Below are 17,121 nucleotides of genomic sequence, written 5' to 3'. Positions count from 1 at the left end.
TCACCAAAAATTCATCTTAAAAAAATCTTCACTCTTTACTGGCGGCTCCGTTTCCACCGTTGGAAGTCCCCTGCTATGCAACGATATAAAGAGTGGCTCATTACCACTCAATATTCGACAAAGCCATTTCCATATCCTGCTGTGTTGTTAGGGTATAGATATTGGTGGTTGCTACGTGATCATGTCTAAGGATTTGCTGAATGGTCGTCAATGGAGTCGTTTTTACCAGCTTATAGCCAAGCGCGTTTCTTAGCATATGGGGTGTGACTCTTAACGTTGATTCGATCTCCATATTTGTTCAGAATCAGGTTTATCGCATTTCGTTCCAATGGCCCACGCTGCCCCATACACAGATATTCTGATTCTACTTTTGACTTGATTTAAGATACCGATTAACGGCTTTTTGCACATCCTTATTCAAGGGTATGGTACGGAAGGAGTCCCTTGCCGAATACCTTCGCTAATCCTTTGCGTTCACTGATTTCACAGATCTGCTCCATTTGACTAGTTCAGCCAGCATCGAATGCTTATCAATATACTTGTACCAAGTCTTTTTACCTATATCGAGTTTCTTGATGATATCCTCCGCGTTCACGTCTTCTTCGAACCACTGTTCAATCTCCGTTGACCGAGGATATACATGGGTTTCCCACTTGGTTGGATATTCCAATTATTCAGCAAATTTGGGATGTTTCCTGCGATAGTCGCCTAATGTCCAAATATGAATACTAAGTCGTTTCGCTATCTCCCTCATCTGTTGTCCCTTCACGTATCCAAAAGGGAGTAGCCTTCAGTCTTGACACAACAAATTGATTATACTTGGTCAGTATCTTCGGCTTGTTCCTTTTTGGTTTTTCATTACTTTTGCTCATCTTCTGTTCACCTCCAGCACGAAAAAAGCCTAGAGTGGCGCTGCCTTGATTCAACTTTCGTTTCTGTTAGCCGATTTATTTGTTGAGAAAAGATAAATAAAAAAAGAGCTGCCGAAACAGCTCAACAGATACTTAATAAACACACACTTTATGTTACTTTTTTAAAATGGGGATCCATATTTCACTTTTGAAAGTCGGTGAGGTTATATCTTTACTCTCATTCCATAGGATTTCAGGGCCTTCTATTTGTTCATAGTTTGAGGATGGAAACCATTCGGAATAAATACGGCCCCACACATCTTGTAAAGTATCAGGAAATGATCCGATTGCTTCAAATACTGCCCAGGTTGAGGCAGCAACTTCAAGTTGTGTTAGGTTATCCGGACACTCCTTTGTTGTTGCAACGCCAATATAGTGATCAAGCCCCCCTTTTTCCTCCATTCTACCTTCAGAAAAGTTCGTGGATGCGCTAAGCAACCCCATAGGCTCGACATTAGAAATTCTTTTAAGATTATTGATCGTTTCACCATCTAAACTTTCCCACATCGCAGCAATCTCTGGATTGACTCCGTTGAAAATAATGGGAACTCTTTTTTGGATACCAACGATGCGGAATGCCCCTTTTTCTTCAATTCGATAGTTCATTTCACTTCCCCCTTTAATTGATAACTGGAAGGTCATTCGTGGATATGCTTTAAGTGAACGGCCATTAATTCTGGCTTCAGACGGCGTTAATCCATGTAAATTTTGAAAAGCTCTTGTAAAAGAATCTGGTGAATTGTACCCGTATTTAATCGCGATATCTATGACCTTTACGTTGCTATCTTTAAGCTCAAATGCTGCAAGAGTGAGGCGTCTGCGGCGGATGTATTCTGATAACGTAGCACCTGCAAGAAAAGAAAACATCCTTTTAAAATGAAATTCAGAGCAGTAAGCCAGCCTTGCTACCTCTTTAAAGTCAATTTCGTTAGTCAGGTTTTCTTCAATATACCTTATCGCTTCATTCATGCTCTTAAGCAAATCCACTATATGACCTCCTTCATCAATAGAATAACAGTAGTCAAATGCATCCATCCGACAATTCCTGCACAATTATGTAGGGTATGTAGGGTCTATTCTTATTCATAAATTTAGTGGGAAACATATGTAACAAAGGTCATTCCCCATATGTATTAACTCAGCCTCGTAAAACAATTCGATATCCTCAATTACCTTTTGAATCAACTCATTTGTCCTCCCGAGCTTCCTCAGCTCCCAGCACTTACCTTTTCGGTTTACATGCCCTTTAGAAATCGAATCACTATATTCACTTTTGCCTTACCCAATCAAATCACTCTTTCGGTTTAGTCAGCACATGATACCTCTGACCTTACCGACTCAGCAACAACTCATGATAGTCATACTGATTATTATCCCGAATCAAATAGTTGTATAATATTATATAATGGGGTTCATTGAATACTAATCATTGTAGAGAGGAGAACTGACCTATCCTCAAAAAAATGAATATATTTCTAATTCTTAAATTTGCGTGTGCTGCTGCTGTTGTTATCACGTCCCTTTTTTCACTTGCTTATACTGGTAGTGACCGACTCCTATCCTTTTTACACAGCTTTTTCTCAGTCTCATGTTTTTATTTTTTGGCATCTCCGAGTTTAAGACAAATCGAAAAACGTATGCCATAATTAGCTTCAGTGTATCCTTGTTCGCTGCAATTGCATTTATATCTACACTTTTATTGAGAAAAGGTTATCTACGCATTCTCTAATTCTGGCTCAGCAACTACTTCTTGATAGCTATATTGCTAACCATCCCGAACCAAATATACATCGCTATCGCTACCAACGTGGGCAATATACCGCCTTACAATCACATCTACATATTTGGGATCAGGCTCACTGTATAGCAAATTCGATTAGTTTCCTCACAAGCAATCAACATTGAACCTGAACCACCAAATAGATCAAACACAATATCACCAAGCTTACTGGAATTTTTAATTGGATAGCTAATCAAGGGAATCGGCTTCAACGTGGGATGATACTCATTGCGGAAGGGACGATCAAATTGCCATAATGTCGTTTGCTTCCGTTCATAAATACTTACTCCGTCATCTGCTACTTCAAACATTTGAGTATAGGCAGCCAATAGGAAATTATAAACTGGTGATTGTCCATCCTATCGTTCTCAATTTTCAGAGCATGCTTCGTTTTACCTGTTACCTGTATAGTCCACATTGTAGGGGCGATCAGTTCCAATGAGTTTTGCCTTCTTACATCCATCAAGGTTGCGATATCCTGTTGATTAGTCTAGTCTCCGCATATGAGCCTATGTTTACCAAGTAGCCAAATGTCACCTTTTCGGGTTATTGGATGTTCAGGCAATGCTTCTTCTAAATCGAAAGTATCCTAATCAGCCATAGATTCTTCATATAATGTATCCAGCAACTTCTCACACTCACTCAAGTCCAGTTAAAGAAAAATTATAATCAGCCAACTTTAATACTTCCAGTTCCTGCGCCAACAATTCGAAATTCCAATCTGCATACTCAGCCGTTTTGTTATCAGCTATTCTGAAAGCTTTGACCTATTACCAGTATTGTTGGGACTTCCTTTAGTCCAAGCTTATTGGCTGCCAACAAGCGTGTATGTCCTGCTGTGTGTTTCATGTCAATGTCTTAACATTAACGATATGGCAGAGATAGCGCATCAATATGCACTTTACCCTAAGATGGTTCTTAAGCAAGTCATCCAGCATTGAACTTCCCCTGTACTGCTTCTGCAAATGCTTATTACCTGTAGTCGTTTTTATCCCAATTTGCATATTCCCCATAACTAGAAACTCACGTACTTCAAGAACTTTCTTTACTTTGATAATAACTTCTATGCCATCTTCAAAATTCCATACCAACCAAAATGCTTGCTCCAAATACGGCTCCATTGTTATAATAGGGATTTCTGTTGATAAAAATATCGTTTACTGAAATAAAGCGTAAAATATCCCTACCTTGAGCATCCGACAAACCATCCGGGCATTTCATATCTGGATAACAACCTGTCATTATACCATCCTTCCATACACATTTTTTGCTTAATTCATCAATAGTTTCATCAGGCAGATTATTTAAACAATCTTCGATATATGACTCTCTTTCGTTTAAACTCATGGCTTCCTCTCTAAAATGATATTCTATAGGTTCATTAGATAAAACGAACAAACCAAATCCAGAAGTAGCTTTCCGTTTGATACGTAAATGTCTCCCTCTATTCCAACATTCTCCAAATGAAATTTAGTATCCAATTAGATATCGCCTCCAAAAATATAAGTACTCTGCACATTGCAACGGCTTTTTCAATCACTTTCTTGTTGCAATACACGATAAGCGCTTCGATCGGATCTTTAATCTCATTGCTAAGCAGTGCGAAATCCCCGTAGTTCTTAGCAACGGCATCAATTGCCTCCTACTAATTTACAGTTACATCATTCCATCATATTAAATATTGTTTTGTTTTCACGTGCCCGTGCCAATTCCAAAGGTGTTTTTCCATTATCATCTTTAGCCTGAATGTCAGCCCCATATTTTATTAGGATTTCAGCTGCTGCTGCATTTCCATTGCTGACAGCTCTATGCAAGGCTGATTGTTTATACTGGTTCCTACATTCAATATTAGCCCCATGATCCAACAGGAATTGAATACCCAAAACGTTATTACAATCCGCAAAATTATGTAAGGGAGGAAACGGTTTCTTTTCGCAATTCACATCACAGCCCAGCTCTAAAATATCATTTAACAGAGCTTCATCTTTACAATGAAGAGCGATCCCGAACCCCTTCTTTTCTACCTCTTTTTGATAGATATCCGCATATTCCGTATGTATATAATTCACAATATCACTTGAATATCTAAATGCAATTTCAAGCGGTGTCTCAGCCAACGCACGTTTTCCTACATTTGCCCCTTTTTCTGCTAAAAGTCTAAATGCCTCTAAATTATTGTGTTTACAGCAAAACTGCAAAGCTGTGCCGTGATATTTCAAAACCTTATCTAAATTGGATTTACTTGCGTTCGCAACGAGTTTCTTGATTCCTTCCATATCATTCATATAGCATGCAAACACTAGAGTTTCTTTAATTTTCTCGGCCTTTAATGATTTCCGTAAGGTTACTTTACTTTCCTCTCCCTCCGGTTCCAAATCATATCTCTGGTACATAATCAATTCGAAGACATCACTATCAAAAAGCTCTGGATTCATATCGTTCACAATATTATATTCCATTAATTTCCCAGCTTCCACTTTGATACAAAGAATCCCCTTTCCCTTCATTATCCTCTCAATCTCATTTGTATATTTTTCAAAAAGAAAAACAGTTACATCACTAACATATGAGACTTCATTTTCAATAATCTTATAATACCCGCTGGTAAATGAATTCTCTGTGCCTGATATTAAATAAATATAAGTTTTCCCTTTAATCACAGATTCATCGACAATGCTGTTAACCAAATTCCCCACATTTTTCATAAATTCATGCCCCCATTGATTTTACCTTCTCTGTTCCTGTTATATTAGCATGAAATTCCTGCACCAGTAAAAAATCAAACTGAGTTTGAGCCCATTCAATTAAATTGTGTGAATCTGGAGTTTTAGCCTTCTTGGAGCCACTTAACGCCGTGCCTCCATCCTGTAAAGGTTGAGTCTGCATTTTATTTAGTCAACAAAGATAAATGTGATACTTCTTAGGTACTATCTCGCAACAATGACCTGTCCTTTTCGGAAATTCCAGTTGCAAGTAGACTCCTCCCACCCTGTCCCTTCCAAAAATACACATTGTAAATACCGCTTTAAATGGGTCATTATGTAAAAAAGCATCTCTATTTTAACCAATCAATACATATGATGGGTTGTTTATTAAATACCACCTCGCATCCTTTGGCACCCAACAAACTCAATGATACATATTGATCTTGAGCCAAAGCACCGATCCGTATTCAATAACCAGAAACGGATTAAAAAATGACGTGCTTATATTGAGAAAACAGCCATCACATTAGGATAGGAGACATGAACTCACTTGAGCTTACTATCAGCCGGAATTGGCTATGAAAGCCTCAGCTTTTATGGTTCCTTTCAGCCACAACACATCGAAAAGCTTCAAATAACACGTGCCATCAACGACCATGCCTATTTGCATATTAGTGGTGTGCTCTCAGAAGAACAAGAAGCCGCATGTATAGGACAGGATATGGAGCAAGAGCCGTACACTGTGTACGAGGCGTATATACATTTGAACTGGAGGCTGCTTCCCATTCGTATCAGATGGATATCAAGGTGAATAGACGCTCCTATCAAGATATTCACCGTACTTATGATGATCTGGTCACTACGATGATTCGAAAGTATCAGTATGGAGATGCCATTGATACCGTTAGCAACTATGCCAAACTGGAGACATTTGTTTTACAATATGAGGAGACCGATAGACAGAAAGAAAGTCAACTCATTTAAATATCAAACTAACAAATTAACAGAGGGAGATCAGGATGGATATTGGAATTTTTAATGATTTTGAGCTATATGAAAAGGCTTCTGAAAAACTGATTAATAAATTTGAAGGTAAAGTACCTGAGCAATTAATAGAAGTTTGGAAGCAGTATGGCTTTGGTAGTATCCTAAATGGATATTTAAAAATAGTAAACCCAGATGAATTTCACTCTTTGCTAGAAGAGGTGTATATAAGAAGCAAAGAGGCTCTGGTTTTATTTACTACTTCCATGGGAGATCTACTTATTTGGGAAGATAATAAATATTTACTTTTACTTAATTTTAGAAGAGGAAAGATGCAAGACATATCATCTGGGTTTGAATTTTTTTTCTCTGACCTAGAGGATGATTCATCCCTACAAAACGATCTAGATTGGCTACCATATCCTGATGCCATTGAAAAATACGGAAAACCAGCATTTGATGAATGCTTTGGTTATGTTCCACTTCTAGGATTAGGCGGTTCCGAAAAGATAGAAAATCTAGAAAAGGTTAAACTAATTGAGCACATATATTTGAATACCCAATTCACGAGTCTTGTTGAGTAAGAAAAATTGCTTTCAAAATTATTATACTCCTAAAGGCTCATTCCAACTTGATTTATAAGGTGGATAAGTCTTTTATCTGTTCAAGATCAGTAACAAAATAATATAGCCAGCCAATTCCCCATCTGAGTTAACATACAACACTTCAACAACGAAAGAGAAATATGTTCATGGAGGTTGGCAAGATTGGTTCTTAGAAGCATTACGCCATAGATTTTATCAATATGAACTTGCTAGTGAACAACAACAGGCGAAAAAAATTTGTTCACTCAAATGGATCAATTTAAAATGAATCAAAACAAGGATATTCAACAGCTGCTATCCGAATGGGAAGAAGCCATAGGCTATAAGCTAAGTCAAGACAAACATTCCATTTATATGGAAGGAGTAAAAGACGAGATTCGATTGATTCTTCCCGTCATGCACTCTCACAAATATTCATTAGCTTAATGATTGCATTAGCCCCTAATTACATTAGTCCAATATTTCATCTATGCTCATTCCACTTTTCAAGGTAAAAACAAAATGCGTCGGTGAGAGAATCGTGATTTTCTCCACCAACGCATTAATAGGTTATCAATTTGTTTTAGTATACTGTGGCTGAAAACTGGCCATCCGAGTCGATATAGTTCAATTCAAAACTCTCACTAAAGATTTCAGATTGTTTTCGAAGCTGTAGATTGTGCTCTTTATCCCAATGAATCATATGTACATCTATATTATGTATGGCTTCATCCTGATCTGACTTGGACACATAGTTTACTGGTTTACCGAGCAGATAGCCAACTTCATTATCTACGAACTTACATGGGAAATTGAAAATGAGCTTTTGATTGCTTCGACTTTCTTGCATCGCATAGTTCTTTAGATAGCATGCTGACCACTGTAGTAATCTAAATATTTCTGTTTGGCTAAATCAGCCAATTGGAGTTCATTTAAACATTCTATAATGATTTGTTCCGTAATTTGCAAATACATCCTTCCTTTCAAAATAGGTTAAGTAATTGTTGCCTAAATAAAGAACCACCTTTAATAAGATAGTTCCTTGTTGAACTAAAGTTTTCCGTTAGCTCAATTATGCTAAGTTAAGAATAATATTAAGCTATCTCAAAAAGTCTGGATTTGTAATCAACGTAGGATCGTGTTCCGTTAATATTCAAATGCTTCATCTCAGATTTCTTTATGCCCAAATGATCGGATTACCTGTCTGTAAGGAAGCCTCAAACAGGCTTCTTAGACTCGCGCGGGTTGAGAATCAGATCCCTTTAGGTTTCTCTTTACGACCTGAAAAGATATTGGATAATACAACTCATCGATTCCCCATATCTTTCGGCTTAGCGGATAAGAAGATTCAAAAATTCGTCCCATCTCCAAATCATGAAATCTTGCATGCTTATGCTCCCGTCCTTCTTTTTCAACACTCATTACTTCCTGGGCGAACGCTACTGAGTGAAAAAGCTCGCGATGATCTCTGTCTAGAATACAGAATCCTCGGTCGTTTAACTGATAAGTGTGCTCGCCTCCAGATGATAAGAACCACTTATCCTCTCCAGGAAGAGATCTCCCATATTCTTCATTAGATACAGTATCTACGAGAAAAATCCCTTGCAGCTTGCTTGCTCCTGATTCAAAAATATCCAGTTCCTTTAAAGCTTTTTCGGCCTGATCAGCAGAGAGTAACTTCTCCCCAATTGAAATTAATAATGGGAATTTGTCCTGCCCCAACCGATCAATAATTCCATAAAAGAAATTTCCTCCTGCGACATTAAAAACCCGGTCTTGATAATAGTAAAAGTCTTCATGACCGCAGGAGTTCTCCCGCCACTGCTGATAAAGCTGATAGGTTTCGTCATTTACAGATTCCAGTATGTCGATTCCTTCGTCCGTAATTTCCAGCAAGATTATATCAAAAGGGGGAGGCTTAACATTTCCTTCCTTCACACAATTGCATACTACATAAGCATCCAGGCCCATATTCCCGCTCCTTTTCAAGTCCACTAAGTAATTTTTATATCTTCCATTGATCATTATAAGATTAAAAGAATAACTCCAATTAACTAAGCATAATATCCACCCTTTGTAGGATATTCGTGATGTTCAAGAAAATGTTTATATATTTTTCCAAATACTTTGATGGCCTTAGCTTGAGATTGGTTGTCATTCTTTAGTTTCACTACTTCACCAATTGGTGCTTGCATCGATATTTCCCCACTTATCAACTTGGGTAGGTCAATCTCAAAAATTCCATCTAATACCTTCAAACAGTTTCCAAATTTATACACAGCAACGGTTCCTCTTATCTCAACTAACTCGTAGTCCAAACAAATGGCCATTTGTATCCCCTTCCTTGCAACAATACAAACAACTAATTGGGTAACTGGTTAAGTTATCCTGCCCATAAGCTTAACAAAATTGGATCAAAATAATGAATGAGTATCTAGCGAAAGTCTCAAAATAATAAGCCTCGATTCTTGACCGACTGAATCAATTGAACAGCTCCATATAAACTATCTGGCGCGTCATCATATGTACAATTTCAATTGTAGTCCTTTACCTGATGATTATACCTGAGGTTATCTGCATTGAACAGAATACGACCCTTCCTAACTTCTGGCTCCAGACTAATAATGCGCTTATGTTTCTGCTCGTTGGAATGTACACTTTCTACGGGCGTATGTATTTTCACTTTCCATAACTCTTCTTCAAATTTCTGCTTCATATAGCTTTGCGCTTGATTCACCTCAAAACCAAGCTTATCTACAGGATAAAGCTTCAATTTTTCAATACTCACTTGAAATAAATCATCCGGCAGCAGTTTATAAATTTTTCCATCCATCACATACATTTGCTTCGTCCTTCGTTGCTGACCAAAATCGAAATTGCCGAATAATCGCTTTTCTTCCCCGCTTTAATAACTGGATCAATGTACATGGCTAGTTCCATCTCCTCAATCAGGCAACCTGTCCCATTGGGCGGCTTGAAATGCTTCTCCATATACTGCTTAAGCAGCTCAGCCTGTCGCTGCTCTTCTTGCTTTATCATGTCAATGGGTATAACTCCTTTCTCAAATTCACTATAAAATCATCACAAAAATTTCTACTTCCTTTGCTGACGGCTCTGTTTCTACAAATAGAAGCTCCCCCTCCACGACAAAAAGAGTGGCTTCTCACTACTCGATATTTGTATTTGCCATAGCTTCCGCCATATCCTGCTGTGTTGTTAGGGTATAGATATTGGTCATTGCTACATGACCATGTCCAAGGAATTGCTGGATGGTCGTCAATGGAGTCGTTTTACCAGCTTATAGCCAAGTGTATGTCTAAGCATATGTGGCATCACCACTTGGTCGGACGTTCTAATACTTCCGCAAATTTGGGATATTTTCTACGGTAGTCGCCTAATGTCCAAATATGAATACTAAGTCGTCTCGCTATCTCCACATCTGTTGTCCCTTCACGTACCCAAACGGGAATAGCCTTCAGTCTTGACACAATAAATTGATCATACTTGGTCAGTATCTTGGGCTTGTTCCTTTTTGGTTTTTCATTATTTTTGCTGATCTTCTCTTCACCTCCAGCACGAAAAAAAGGAACAGCCAACTATCGACCATCCCCCATATGTATCAACTTACCCTGACAACAATCCACACTCCTCTATACGAGCTTATAATATATAGATGTACAAGGACAGCCTCTGGCTACTCTCGTTATAATAATATGAATATCTTTTACCAATCCACTTGTTTATAATCCTTTAAAAACACACCCGTGAGTGGTCTCTCTGCGTCTTTTCCTTCATAGATTGGATCGCAAATTCTAGCAGCAGCATCATTAAAATCCAATGGTAGATTTATCTCTCGACTAGCCTTTACCTGTTCTGGAAACTGATTTGATACCCAGCCAGGATCTACGCTAGTTACAAATATTCGATGCTTTTTATACTCTTTAGACAAGGTTAGGGTCATCATATTAAGCGAGGCTTTTGCCATGTTGGTGTGGACATGATATCCACCTTTTCTTTTCATCTGAAATCGGCCTTCTGCTGCAGATACGTTTACAATAAATCGATTTTGATTAGGACTCCTCATCATAGTATCCTTCAACTTTGTGTTGAGCAAAAATGGAGCGGTCACGTTGATTAGTTGAACTTCGAGCATTTCAACCATGGAAATTTGATGGGATTGAGCTGTCCATGAATTTTGAAACGAATGATTGTGACTTACTACTCCCATTTCTTGATTAAAAAGCTGTAAATTTTGAATATCTTTTGTTTCATTCGTAGATTTATCAAAGTAAGAGATAGTCGTGCTGTTAGCAAGTAGACGTTGGTTGTCCATTATTTGTTTTTGGAGTTCCACTTCATTTAATGTTAATTCCTTATATTCCTCTTGCGACATTCTTACCGTCTGAGCAGCATTATTTATAATGATGTCCATGTAGGGAAACTCTTTATCTATGAAACAGGCAAACATTTCTACCCTTTCAATTTGGCGAAAATCTAATTCGTAGATATGGATGCGATCTTTCCAATTTTCAAAATCAGGCTCTTGAATATAACGCTGTAGTGCATCATACGGAAAACGGGTTGTCAAAATGACTCGTGAACCGTCTCGTAATAGGCGTAATGCTGTATGATATCCTATTTTTGTTCGTCCACCTGTAATCAATGCGATGTAAGATTCTAAATGATGCTTGGCTAGACGTTTTTTTTCATTGTATTCGCCACATGATTGGCACAGCTTTACATAGTGTTCATGAGCTACAATATTTGATTCTTTACAAACATAGCATCTATACTGTCTGCCATTATCGTTTATTTTTTTATATTTTCTCATTTTATCACCTTAATTATTATTTACACATATAATAACATATGGTACAATTTTCTTACACAGTAGCTTAATTAAAGTGCCCGCCTTTCACGCGGGAGAATGAAGGTCTCAATCCTTTCTGTGTATGGTGATAGTTTAATGAAAATACCTTCCCGTCAAGAAGGAGATGGAGGTCTAACTCCTCCTCACCTTTAAAATTACAATAGGATGGTCCTTAATTCTTGCTTTCTTGAGAGTTAGGGACTTTTTTTGTTCTCATTGTATATAAGCTTAATTCTAATTATCGTAGCAAATTGGCATGAAACGTATAGCTGACCTAATAAAGTCGGCTTATATAAATTAAAACTGCCATGTTCTTTCAAACTATAAAATCTATACTTGATAATTTCAGTATTTCTTGTCAGGTAATAAAAAGTTTGATGAACTATTAGATGACTTTGTTACGGTTTATGCAGAAAGACTATTTGAAGAAATTTGATCCTAAACAGTTCTAATGGCTTGATTCACAACTTCCAGGTGGAACATGTATGCCTGGAACAATATGAAATAATTCCGAAATTGACGATAGAATGGAATTAGTACCTTTTGGAATACATAATTTCATAAATCATAAGGGTGTAAGAGCTCCCGGTGGTTGGGCGCATGCTAAAAGATAAGAATAGGGAGTGAAAAAAGTGAGATTGGATGTCAATACAATTGTTTTTCCATTGCCAACCGACGAATTATTAAATGTGGTTGAGCGAAGCTTGAGAGTCTCATTTCCTAAAACTTATAGGTTTTTTATTAAGGAAAATAATGGAGTTGTACCTGTCACAAATGTGTTTAGTTTTAACCATCATGAATATATAATTGAAAAATTTCTTTGTATATTGAATGATATTGAATCTGATCCTATTAATGGATGGTATGATATTGAAGTTATTATTACTCAAATAGGTGATAGATTAACTGATAATGAAGATTTAGTGGGGATGAATGTAGTTCCTATTGCAGCGCTTTTTTCAGGGGATTTAATTTGTTTGGATTTTAGAGAAACGGAAGAGCCTACTATAGTTATTTGGTTTCATGAAGAGTCGGAGGAGTTTTCTCCTATGACACAAAAGGTCGCCTCAAATATATCTGAATTTTTTGAAACGCTAAAAGAGTAGTGTTTTTCTAGTTCATGTTAGCACGTGATGAATAGACTCCACCCAGTGCCGAATAAGTCGGGCGTCTAAGTCCAAGTGGCCTAACTCGAGTAATGCCTTTATAAAGATTTCGCCATTTTGATTATACACACATCAATGCTTAAATTTGATTCCCTAAATCACTCTATTCCGTTACGTTTGAATAGGTCGATTATGGTTAGATATCACCATGATTGACCTATTTCTTGTTATTCTTATTAATTAAATAGAATTTTTTACAACATTTAAATTTCATGTTCAGAAATTTCTTAATGAAAAATGAGTTGGTGAGAGAATCGTGATCTTCTCCACCGACGAATTAAATAGGTTATCATCATTTTGTTCCAGCATATCGTCGTGTGCTTAAAACTTGTATGATTTCTATCGACACGTCGTTAATTTCCGTTTGCTGCTCATTCTCCTGCTCCAGTGTTAGCTTCTGCTATGCGTTGCTCGTTAGTTTATAGAAGTCTATAAGGTTTTTGTCTTTCTAATGTGGTGGTGATTAAAACGTTTGGATTATTACTAGTGATTAGTGCATATTTTATAGGTGCTGTAGGTAGGTTTTCAAATAAAAAACACGCGCTCAAGTGGTATTATCCCCTTCTAGTAGACAAGAGAGAAAAGACATCTGTTAAGATGGACTTAATCTTGTTGAACGGAGGGGATTTTTCATGGCTAAAAAGGGACAATCATTCCGGCAATACTCCTTAGATGTAAAGATGGAGGCAGTCCGGTTGGTGAACGAAGAACATATGAGTATTCGTGAAGTGACGAAACAATTGGACATTCGTAATAAATCCCAAGTGCAAAGCTGGGTGATGAAACATCGAGCGGGGGAGAACCTCCAGCCAACGACCACAAGGCAGGGACGACCCAAAACGAAATTTTCCAGTATGGAAGAGGAGATGGCGTATCTACGGGCGGAGATTGAATATTTAAAAAAGCAGTATCCAAATCTACACAAGGAGTGACGAGGAAAGAAGCGAGGTTTGAAATTATTGAGGGAATGCGAACACGATATTCGTTGAAATGGTTACTTGAATTAGCCCATGTTTCTCGGGCAGGATATTATAAATGGAGAAAGACTCAGCAAACAACCCAGCAGCGTAAGCAAGAAGAAGAGCTTCTGGAATCGCATATGTTGTCGATCCACCGGGTCCATCCCTATTTTGGTTATCTGCGGATGACCGTTGCTTTACGTAGAGAAGGTATCTTGGTCAATCACAAAAAGGTGTACCGCCTAATGAAGAAATTAGGGATCCGTTCCGTCATTCGAAAGAAACGGCGCTTTTTTGGCAAACAGGCATCTGTGGTAAATGCCAACCGATTAGATCGACAATTTCAGGCAGATTCTCCTTTATCCAAGCTGGTTACCGATATTACATACATACGAGCTGGAGAGCGGTTTGTATATCTCTCTGTCATTCAAGATCTGTTTAACAATGAAATCGTGGCTTGGCGTCTTTCGGAACGAAATGACCTTGCTCTAGTTAGCGAGACGCTAGACGTTCTAAGTAAGAACGTGAACATGGAGGGTGTCATTCTCCATTCAGACCAGGGTTTTCAGTATACCTCCAAGCCGTTTAACCGCAAGCTTAAGCGGCTTGGAATGCTTGGGAGCCATTCAAGGCGTGGAAATTGCCTAGACAATGCCTGTATAGAATCCTTTTTCTCCCATCTTAAAACAGAGAGGATTTATTTAACGAAACCCGGAACCCTAGCGGAGGTAGAACAACACGTACGGGAGTACATTTCTTTTTATAATGAAAATAGATTTCAGAAAAAATTAAACAACCGTTCCCCGATTGAATACCGAGAAACGGTTGCTGCTTAAAGATGTCTTTTTAGTTCTGTCTACTTGACAGGGGTATGACCAAAGTGGCGTGTTTTAGTAATCACGAATCTCTCCAATTCAATTCCCCTAAACTCTTACTTCCAGATCTCGTCCGCAATCTCTTTTATGAAAGCAAGCTTTTTCCACTGCTGCTCTTCTGTCAGAATATTGCCCTCTTCTGTGGAAGCAAAGCCGCATTGCGGGCTAAGGCAGATGTGGTTGATGTCCACGAATTGAGTTGCTTCCTTAATACGGTTGATGACCGTTTGCTTGTCTTCCAGCTCACCCGTTTTGGAGGAAACGAGGCCCAGAACGACTTGTTTTTCATCTTTCAGATGCTTAAGCGGTGTAAAATCACCTGCGCGGTCGGTATCGAATTCGAGATAGTAGCCGTCGATGTTATCGATGCCGAACAGGGTTTCGGCTACAGGTTCATAGCCGCCAGAAGATGCCCAGGTGGAATGATAGTTACCACGGCATACGTGGGTTGTAACGACCAAATCGGCTGGAAGATCCTTCACAGTTTCCTGATTCACGCGAGCGAACAGCTTTTTAGTATCTTCCACATTTTCACCCGCATGCTGTCTAGCTTCCCAATAGTTTTTATCACAGAGCATGCCCCATGTGCAATCATCCAGTTGCAGGCTGCGGCAGCCTTCATTATAGAGCGCTTGGATCACGGATTTGTAGGCTTTGGCAATGTCCGTCACCAGTTCATCCAGATTGCTGTAATACGTATCGGTTGATTCTTTATTTTCTCCACGCAACAGCTCAGCCAGGAACTGCGCAGGTGCCGGAATCGTTTGGCGAGCAATGGCATCCTCTCCTGCTACTTGCTTCAGGAATTTAAAATCTTCAATGAAAGGATGACGGGAATGTCCAATTTTACCGGACAAACGTGCGGTTTCCGCTCTTGTTTCCACACCTTGGAATTGGTAGCCGTTTGCAAGCTGTACCTTTTCCACGCCGTCCAGTCCCCACATAAAATCAAGATGCCACCAGGAACGTCTGAATTCCCCATCCGTCACGGCTTGAAGGCCTACGGATTTTTGCTTTTCCACCAGTTTGATAATTTCTTCATCTTCAATCTTTCTCAGCTCGTCCGCAGAGATTTCATTATTTTGAAATTGAATTCGGGCGTCTTTAATCGCTTGCGGGCGCAAAAAGCTGCCAACCATATCATGTCTAAAAGGGGTCACTTTACGTTGGGATGCATTGTCAAGGATGCTGCTCATTAGGGTTATCTCCTTTTTCGCTTCAGTAGTGAAGTTGTTGTAAGAAAGATAACATACATTTTCAGCTATAAGGTAACTCCAATAAACTATAGCTAGTTATAGCCTAAGGCTATATCAAACTTTTTTATTCCCCTATTGCCTCATGCAACGCTTCTACATAGACTGTGGCCAGCTTGGAGAGCGCGACGTTTTTATGGCAAATCCATCCCACATTAATAGACTCATCACACTCCAGGGGGACGGAAATAATTTCGTTACCGTTCAGATCCGCACTAATCACTCCGGTAGAAATGGTATAGCCGTTCAAGCCAATGAGCAGATTAAAAAGGGTGGCCCGGTCATTGACGCGAATGCTTTTGGGGTGCGACAATGTACTCAGAATCTCCTCGGAGAAGTGAAAGGAATTGTACTCCCCTTGTTCAAAAGACAGATATGGGTAAGGATGAAGTTGGTCAATGGTCACGATAGACTGCCGGGATAGCGGGTTATTGGCACTGATAAATATATGCGGCTTAGCCGTAAACAGGCTGTTGAATTGCAGATTTGCATCTTTTAGCAGCTTGTTGATGACTTTGGCGTTAAATTCGTTCAGATACAGGATTCCGATCTCACTGCGTAGGCTTTTGACATCCTGTATGATTTCATGGGTTTTGGTCTCCCGCAAAGCCAGCTCATATTCATCCTGTCCATATTGATTCACCAGATTTACGAATGCATTCACTGCAAAAGCATAATGCTGCGTAGACACAGCAAAATGCTGTGGTGAAGGCTTGGCATCCAAATAGCGACTTTCCAGCAACTCCGCCTGCTCAACGACCTGACGCGCATAACCTAGAAATTCCACGCCTTCCTTGGATAAAGAAATGCCTTTATTAGTACGCTCAAAAATGGTGATATGAATTTCTTCCTCCAGATCGCGAATCGCGTTCGACAGACTGGGCTGGGAAATGAACAACCGCTTCGCCGCCTCATTCATGGAGCCACGATTGGCAACCTCGATGACATATTTTAATTGTTGTAAGGTCAATGCATGATGTCCTTTCCGTTTATTGTTTCTTCTATTATATAATATATGATCACCCTCCTGGAAA

General features: G+C 38.9%; 21 protein-coding genes and 1 pseudogene. 7 read left to right on the top strand and 15 right to left on the bottom strand.

The genetic code is table 11. The features are described from left to right. Positions 1 to 100: 100 nt before the first annotated feature. From PPM_RS29950 to PPM_RS08590, 3 genes are all read right to left on the bottom strand, one after another. The gene (locus tag PPM_RS29950; protein ID WP_013370414.1) at positions 101 to 256 is read right to left on the bottom strand and encodes a hypothetical protein; all 156 of its coding nucleotides are present in this window, start codon (positions 254 to 256) and stop codon (positions 101 to 103) included. 472 nt (positions 257 to 728) lie between these two features. After that, complete coding sequence (locus PPM_RS08595; protein ID WP_013370412.1) at positions 729 to 872, bottom strand: hypothetical protein; 144 nt, start codon at positions 870 to 872, stop codon at positions 729 to 731. 153 nt (positions 873 to 1,025) lie between these two features. After that, positions 1,026 to 1,898, bottom strand: coding sequence for an AraC family transcriptional regulator (locus PPM_RS08590; protein WP_025677044.1), 873 nt, complete (start codon positions 1,896 to 1,898; stop codon positions 1,026 to 1,028). Positions 1,899 to 2,469: 571 nt separating this feature from the next. Between PPM_RS08590 and PPM_RS30605 the strand changes: the two genes are divergently transcribed. Next, on the top strand, positions 2,470 to 2,640 hold the full coding sequence (locus PPM_RS30605) for a DUF3953 domain-containing protein (protein ID WP_414056454.1): 171 nt from the start codon (positions 2,470 to 2,472) through the stop codon (positions 2,638 to 2,640). A gap of 107 nt (positions 2,641 to 2,747) precedes the next feature. Here PPM_RS30605 and PPM_RS29945 read toward each other — a convergent pair whose 3' ends face one another. From PPM_RS29945 to PPM_RS08575, 3 genes are all read right to left on the bottom strand, one after another. Continuing rightward, a complete protein-coding gene (locus PPM_RS29945) occupies positions 2,748 to 3,002 on the bottom strand; it encodes a DNA methyltransferase (protein WP_013370409.1) in 255 nt (84 codons plus the stop codon). Positions 3,003 to 3,765: 763 nt separating this feature from the next. Further along, complete coding sequence (locus tag PPM_RS08580; RefSeq protein ID WP_014599614.1) at positions 3,766 to 4,038, bottom strand: hypothetical protein; 273 nt, start codon at positions 4,036 to 4,038, stop codon at positions 3,766 to 3,768. Positions 4,039 to 4,352: 314 nt separating this feature from the next. Continuing rightward, complete coding sequence (locus PPM_RS08575; RefSeq protein ID WP_013370406.1) at positions 4,353 to 5,396, bottom strand: ankyrin repeat domain-containing protein; 1,044 nt, start codon at positions 5,394 to 5,396, stop codon at positions 4,353 to 4,355. Between the two features lie 550 nt (positions 5,397 to 5,946). Between PPM_RS08575 and PPM_RS29195 the strand changes: the two are divergent. The 3 genes and pseudogenes from PPM_RS29195 to PPM_RS08555 all read left to right on the top strand — a co-directional run. Beyond that, positions 5,947 to 6,353 (top strand): annotated as a pseudogene (locus PPM_RS29195) (hypothetical protein); the annotation flags it as partial. Between the two features lie 62 nt (positions 6,354 to 6,415). Continuing rightward, positions 6,416 to 6,964, top strand: a complete 549-nt coding sequence (locus PPM_RS08560) for a T6SS immunity protein Tdi1 domain-containing protein (RefSeq protein ID WP_013370402.1) — start codon at positions 6,416 to 6,418, stop codon at positions 6,962 to 6,964. Between the two features lie 285 nt (positions 6,965 to 7,249). Beyond that, positions 7,250 to 7,411 (top strand): hypothetical protein, encoded by a 162-nt coding sequence (locus PPM_RS08555; protein ID WP_228392894.1) that lies wholly within the window; start codon positions 7,250 to 7,252, stop codon positions 7,409 to 7,411. A 136-nt stretch (positions 7,412 to 7,547) separates the two neighbouring features. Here PPM_RS08555 and PPM_RS08550 read toward each other — a convergent pair whose 3' ends face one another. The 7 genes from PPM_RS08550 to PPM_RS08520 all read right to left on the bottom strand — a co-directional run bounded on the left by PPM_RS08550 (position 7,548) and on the right by PPM_RS08520 (position 11,795). After that, the gene (locus PPM_RS08550; protein ID WP_013370400.1) at positions 7,548 to 7,814 is read right to left on the bottom strand and encodes a phage portal protein; all 267 of its coding nucleotides are present in this window, start codon (positions 7,812 to 7,814) and stop codon (positions 7,548 to 7,550) included. 380 nt (positions 7,815 to 8,194) lie between these two features. After that, positions 8,195 to 8,935: a hypothetical protein gene (locus PPM_RS08545; RefSeq protein WP_013370398.1), complete on the bottom strand. Its 741-nt coding sequence runs from the start codon at positions 8,933 to 8,935 to the stop codon at positions 8,195 to 8,197. 83 nt (positions 8,936 to 9,018) lie between these two features. Continuing rightward, the gene (locus PPM_RS08540) at positions 9,019 to 9,294 is read right to left on the bottom strand and encodes a hypothetical protein (protein ID WP_013370397.1); all 276 of its coding nucleotides are present in this window, start codon (positions 9,292 to 9,294) and stop codon (positions 9,019 to 9,021) included. 203 nt (positions 9,295 to 9,497) lie between these two features. Next, the gene (locus tag PPM_RS08535) at positions 9,498 to 9,806 is read right to left on the bottom strand and encodes a hypothetical protein (protein WP_013370396.1); all 309 of its coding nucleotides are present in this window, start codon (positions 9,804 to 9,806) and stop codon (positions 9,498 to 9,500) included. Then, the gene (locus PPM_RS29510) at positions 9,797 to 10,003 is read right to left on the bottom strand and encodes a hypothetical protein (protein ID WP_013370395.1); all 207 of its coding nucleotides are present in this window, start codon (positions 10,001 to 10,003) and stop codon (positions 9,797 to 9,799) included. The genes PPM_RS08535 and PPM_RS29510 overlap by 10 nt, the downstream gene beginning before the upstream one ends. A gap of 293 nt (positions 10,004 to 10,296) precedes the next feature. Continuing rightward, positions 10,297 to 10,560: a hypothetical protein gene (locus PPM_RS08525; RefSeq protein ID WP_013370393.1), complete on the bottom strand. Its 264-nt coding sequence runs from the start codon at positions 10,558 to 10,560 to the stop codon at positions 10,297 to 10,299. A gap of 128 nt (positions 10,561 to 10,688) precedes the next feature. Beyond that, positions 10,689 to 11,795, bottom strand: a complete 1,107-nt coding sequence (locus PPM_RS08520) for an SDR family NAD(P)-dependent oxidoreductase (protein ID WP_013370392.1) — start codon at positions 11,793 to 11,795, stop codon at positions 10,689 to 10,691. Positions 11,796 to 12,361: 566 nt separating this feature from the next. Here PPM_RS08520 and PPM_RS30600 point away from each other — a divergent pair. The 3 genes from PPM_RS30600 to PPM_RS08505 all read left to right on the top strand — a co-directional run bounded on the left by PPM_RS30600 (position 12,362) and on the right by PPM_RS08505 (position 14,795). Continuing rightward, positions 12,362 to 12,448: a hypothetical protein gene (locus tag PPM_RS30600; RefSeq protein ID WP_414056453.1), complete on the top strand. Its 87-nt coding sequence runs from the start codon at positions 12,362 to 12,364 to the stop codon at positions 12,446 to 12,448. Positions 12,449 to 12,466: 18 nt separating this feature from the next. Next, complete coding sequence (locus PPM_RS08515) at positions 12,467 to 12,940, top strand: SMI1/KNR4 family protein (protein WP_013370391.1); 474 nt, start codon at positions 12,467 to 12,469, stop codon at positions 12,938 to 12,940. Positions 12,941 to 13,632: 692 nt separating this feature from the next. Next, positions 13,633 to 14,795, top strand: a protein-coding gene (locus tag PPM_RS08505) for an IS3 family transposase (RefSeq protein ID WP_414056435.1) whose coding sequence is annotated in 2 segments (ribosomal slippage) — positions 13,633 to 13,897 and positions 13,897 to 14,795 — 1,164 coding nt in all. Because the reading frame shifts where the segments join, the coding sequence is not laid out codon by codon here. 95 nt (positions 14,796 to 14,890) lie between these two features. Here the strand turns inward: PPM_RS08505 and PPM_RS08500 are convergent. Further along, a complete protein-coding gene (locus tag PPM_RS08500; RefSeq protein WP_013370388.1) occupies positions 14,891 to 16,030 on the bottom strand; it encodes a 5-methyltetrahydropteroyltriglutamate--homocysteine S-methyltransferase in 1,140 nt (379 codons plus the stop codon). Positions 16,031 to 16,154: 124 nt separating this feature from the next. Next, the gene (locus PPM_RS08495) at positions 16,155 to 17,057 is read right to left on the bottom strand and encodes a LysR family transcriptional regulator (RefSeq protein ID WP_013370387.1); all 903 of its coding nucleotides are present in this window, start codon (positions 17,055 to 17,057) and stop codon (positions 16,155 to 16,157) included. Positions 17,058 to 17,121: the final 64 nt, after the last annotated feature.

Source organism: Paenibacillus polymyxa M1 (genome assembly GCF_000237325.1).
GTDB lineage: Bacteria > Bacillota > Bacilli > Paenibacillales > Paenibacillaceae > Paenibacillus > Paenibacillus polymyxa_C.
The sequence above is the reverse complement of the archived record's forward strand: the minus strand, read 5'-3'. Positions and strand labels throughout refer to the sequence as shown.

Bases quoted from the DNA above. Each gene is read 5' to 3' on its own strand.
- PPM_RS08535 (WP_013370396.1), bottom strand. From the start codon at position 9,806: ATGTATGTGATGGATGGAAAAATTTATAAACTGCTGCCGGATGATTTA.
- PPM_RS08540 (WP_013370397.1), bottom strand. From the start codon at position 9,294: ATGGCCATTTGTTTGGACTACGAGTTAGTTGAGATAAGAGGAACCGTT.
- PPM_RS08550 (WP_013370400.1), bottom strand. From the start codon at position 7,814: ATGCAAGAAAGTCGAAGCAATCAAAAGCTCATTTTCAATTTCCCATGT.
- PPM_RS08500 (WP_013370388.1), bottom strand. From the start codon at position 16,030: ATGAGCAGCATCCTTGACAATGCATCCCAACGTAAAGTGACCCCTTTT.
- PPM_RS08575 (WP_013370406.1), bottom strand. From the start codon at position 5,396: ATGAAAAATGTGGGGAATTTGGTTAACAGCATTGTCGATGAATCTGTG.
- PPM_RS29945 (WP_013370409.1), bottom strand. From the start codon at position 3,002: ATGTTTGAAGTAGCAGATGACGGAGTAAGTATTTATGAACGGAAGCAA.
- PPM_RS08555 (WP_228392894.1), top strand. From the start codon at position 7,250: ATGAATCAAAACAAGGATATTCAACAGCTGCTATCCGAATGGGAAGAA.
- PPM_RS08580 (WP_014599614.1), bottom strand. From the start codon at position 4,038: ATGAGTTTAAACGAAAGAGAGTCATATATCGAAGATTGTTTAAATAAT.
- PPM_RS29510 (WP_013370395.1), bottom strand. From the start codon at position 10,003: ATGATAAAGCAAGAAGAGCAGCGACAGGCTGAGCTGCTTAAGCAGTAT.
- PPM_RS08560 (WP_013370402.1), top strand. From the start codon at position 6,416: ATGGATATTGGAATTTTTAATGATTTTGAGCTATATGAAAAGGCTTCT.
- PPM_RS08520 (WP_013370392.1), bottom strand. From the start codon at position 11,795: ATGAGAAAATATAAAAAAATAAACGATAATGGCAGACAGTATAGATGC.
- PPM_RS29950 (WP_013370414.1), bottom strand. From the start codon at position 256: ATGCTAAGAAACGCGCTTGGCTATAAGCTGGTAAAAACGACTCCATTG.
- PPM_RS30600 (WP_414056453.1), top strand. From the start codon at position 12,362: ATGGAATTAGTACCTTTTGGAATACATAATTTCATAAATCATAAGGGT.
- PPM_RS08595 (WP_013370412.1), bottom strand. From the start codon at position 872: ATGAGCAAAAGTAATGAAAAACCAAAAAGGAACAAGCCGAAGATACTG.
- PPM_RS08545 (WP_013370398.1), bottom strand. From the start codon at position 8,935: ATGGGCCTGGATGCTTATGTAGTATGCAATTGTGTGAAGGAAGGAAAT.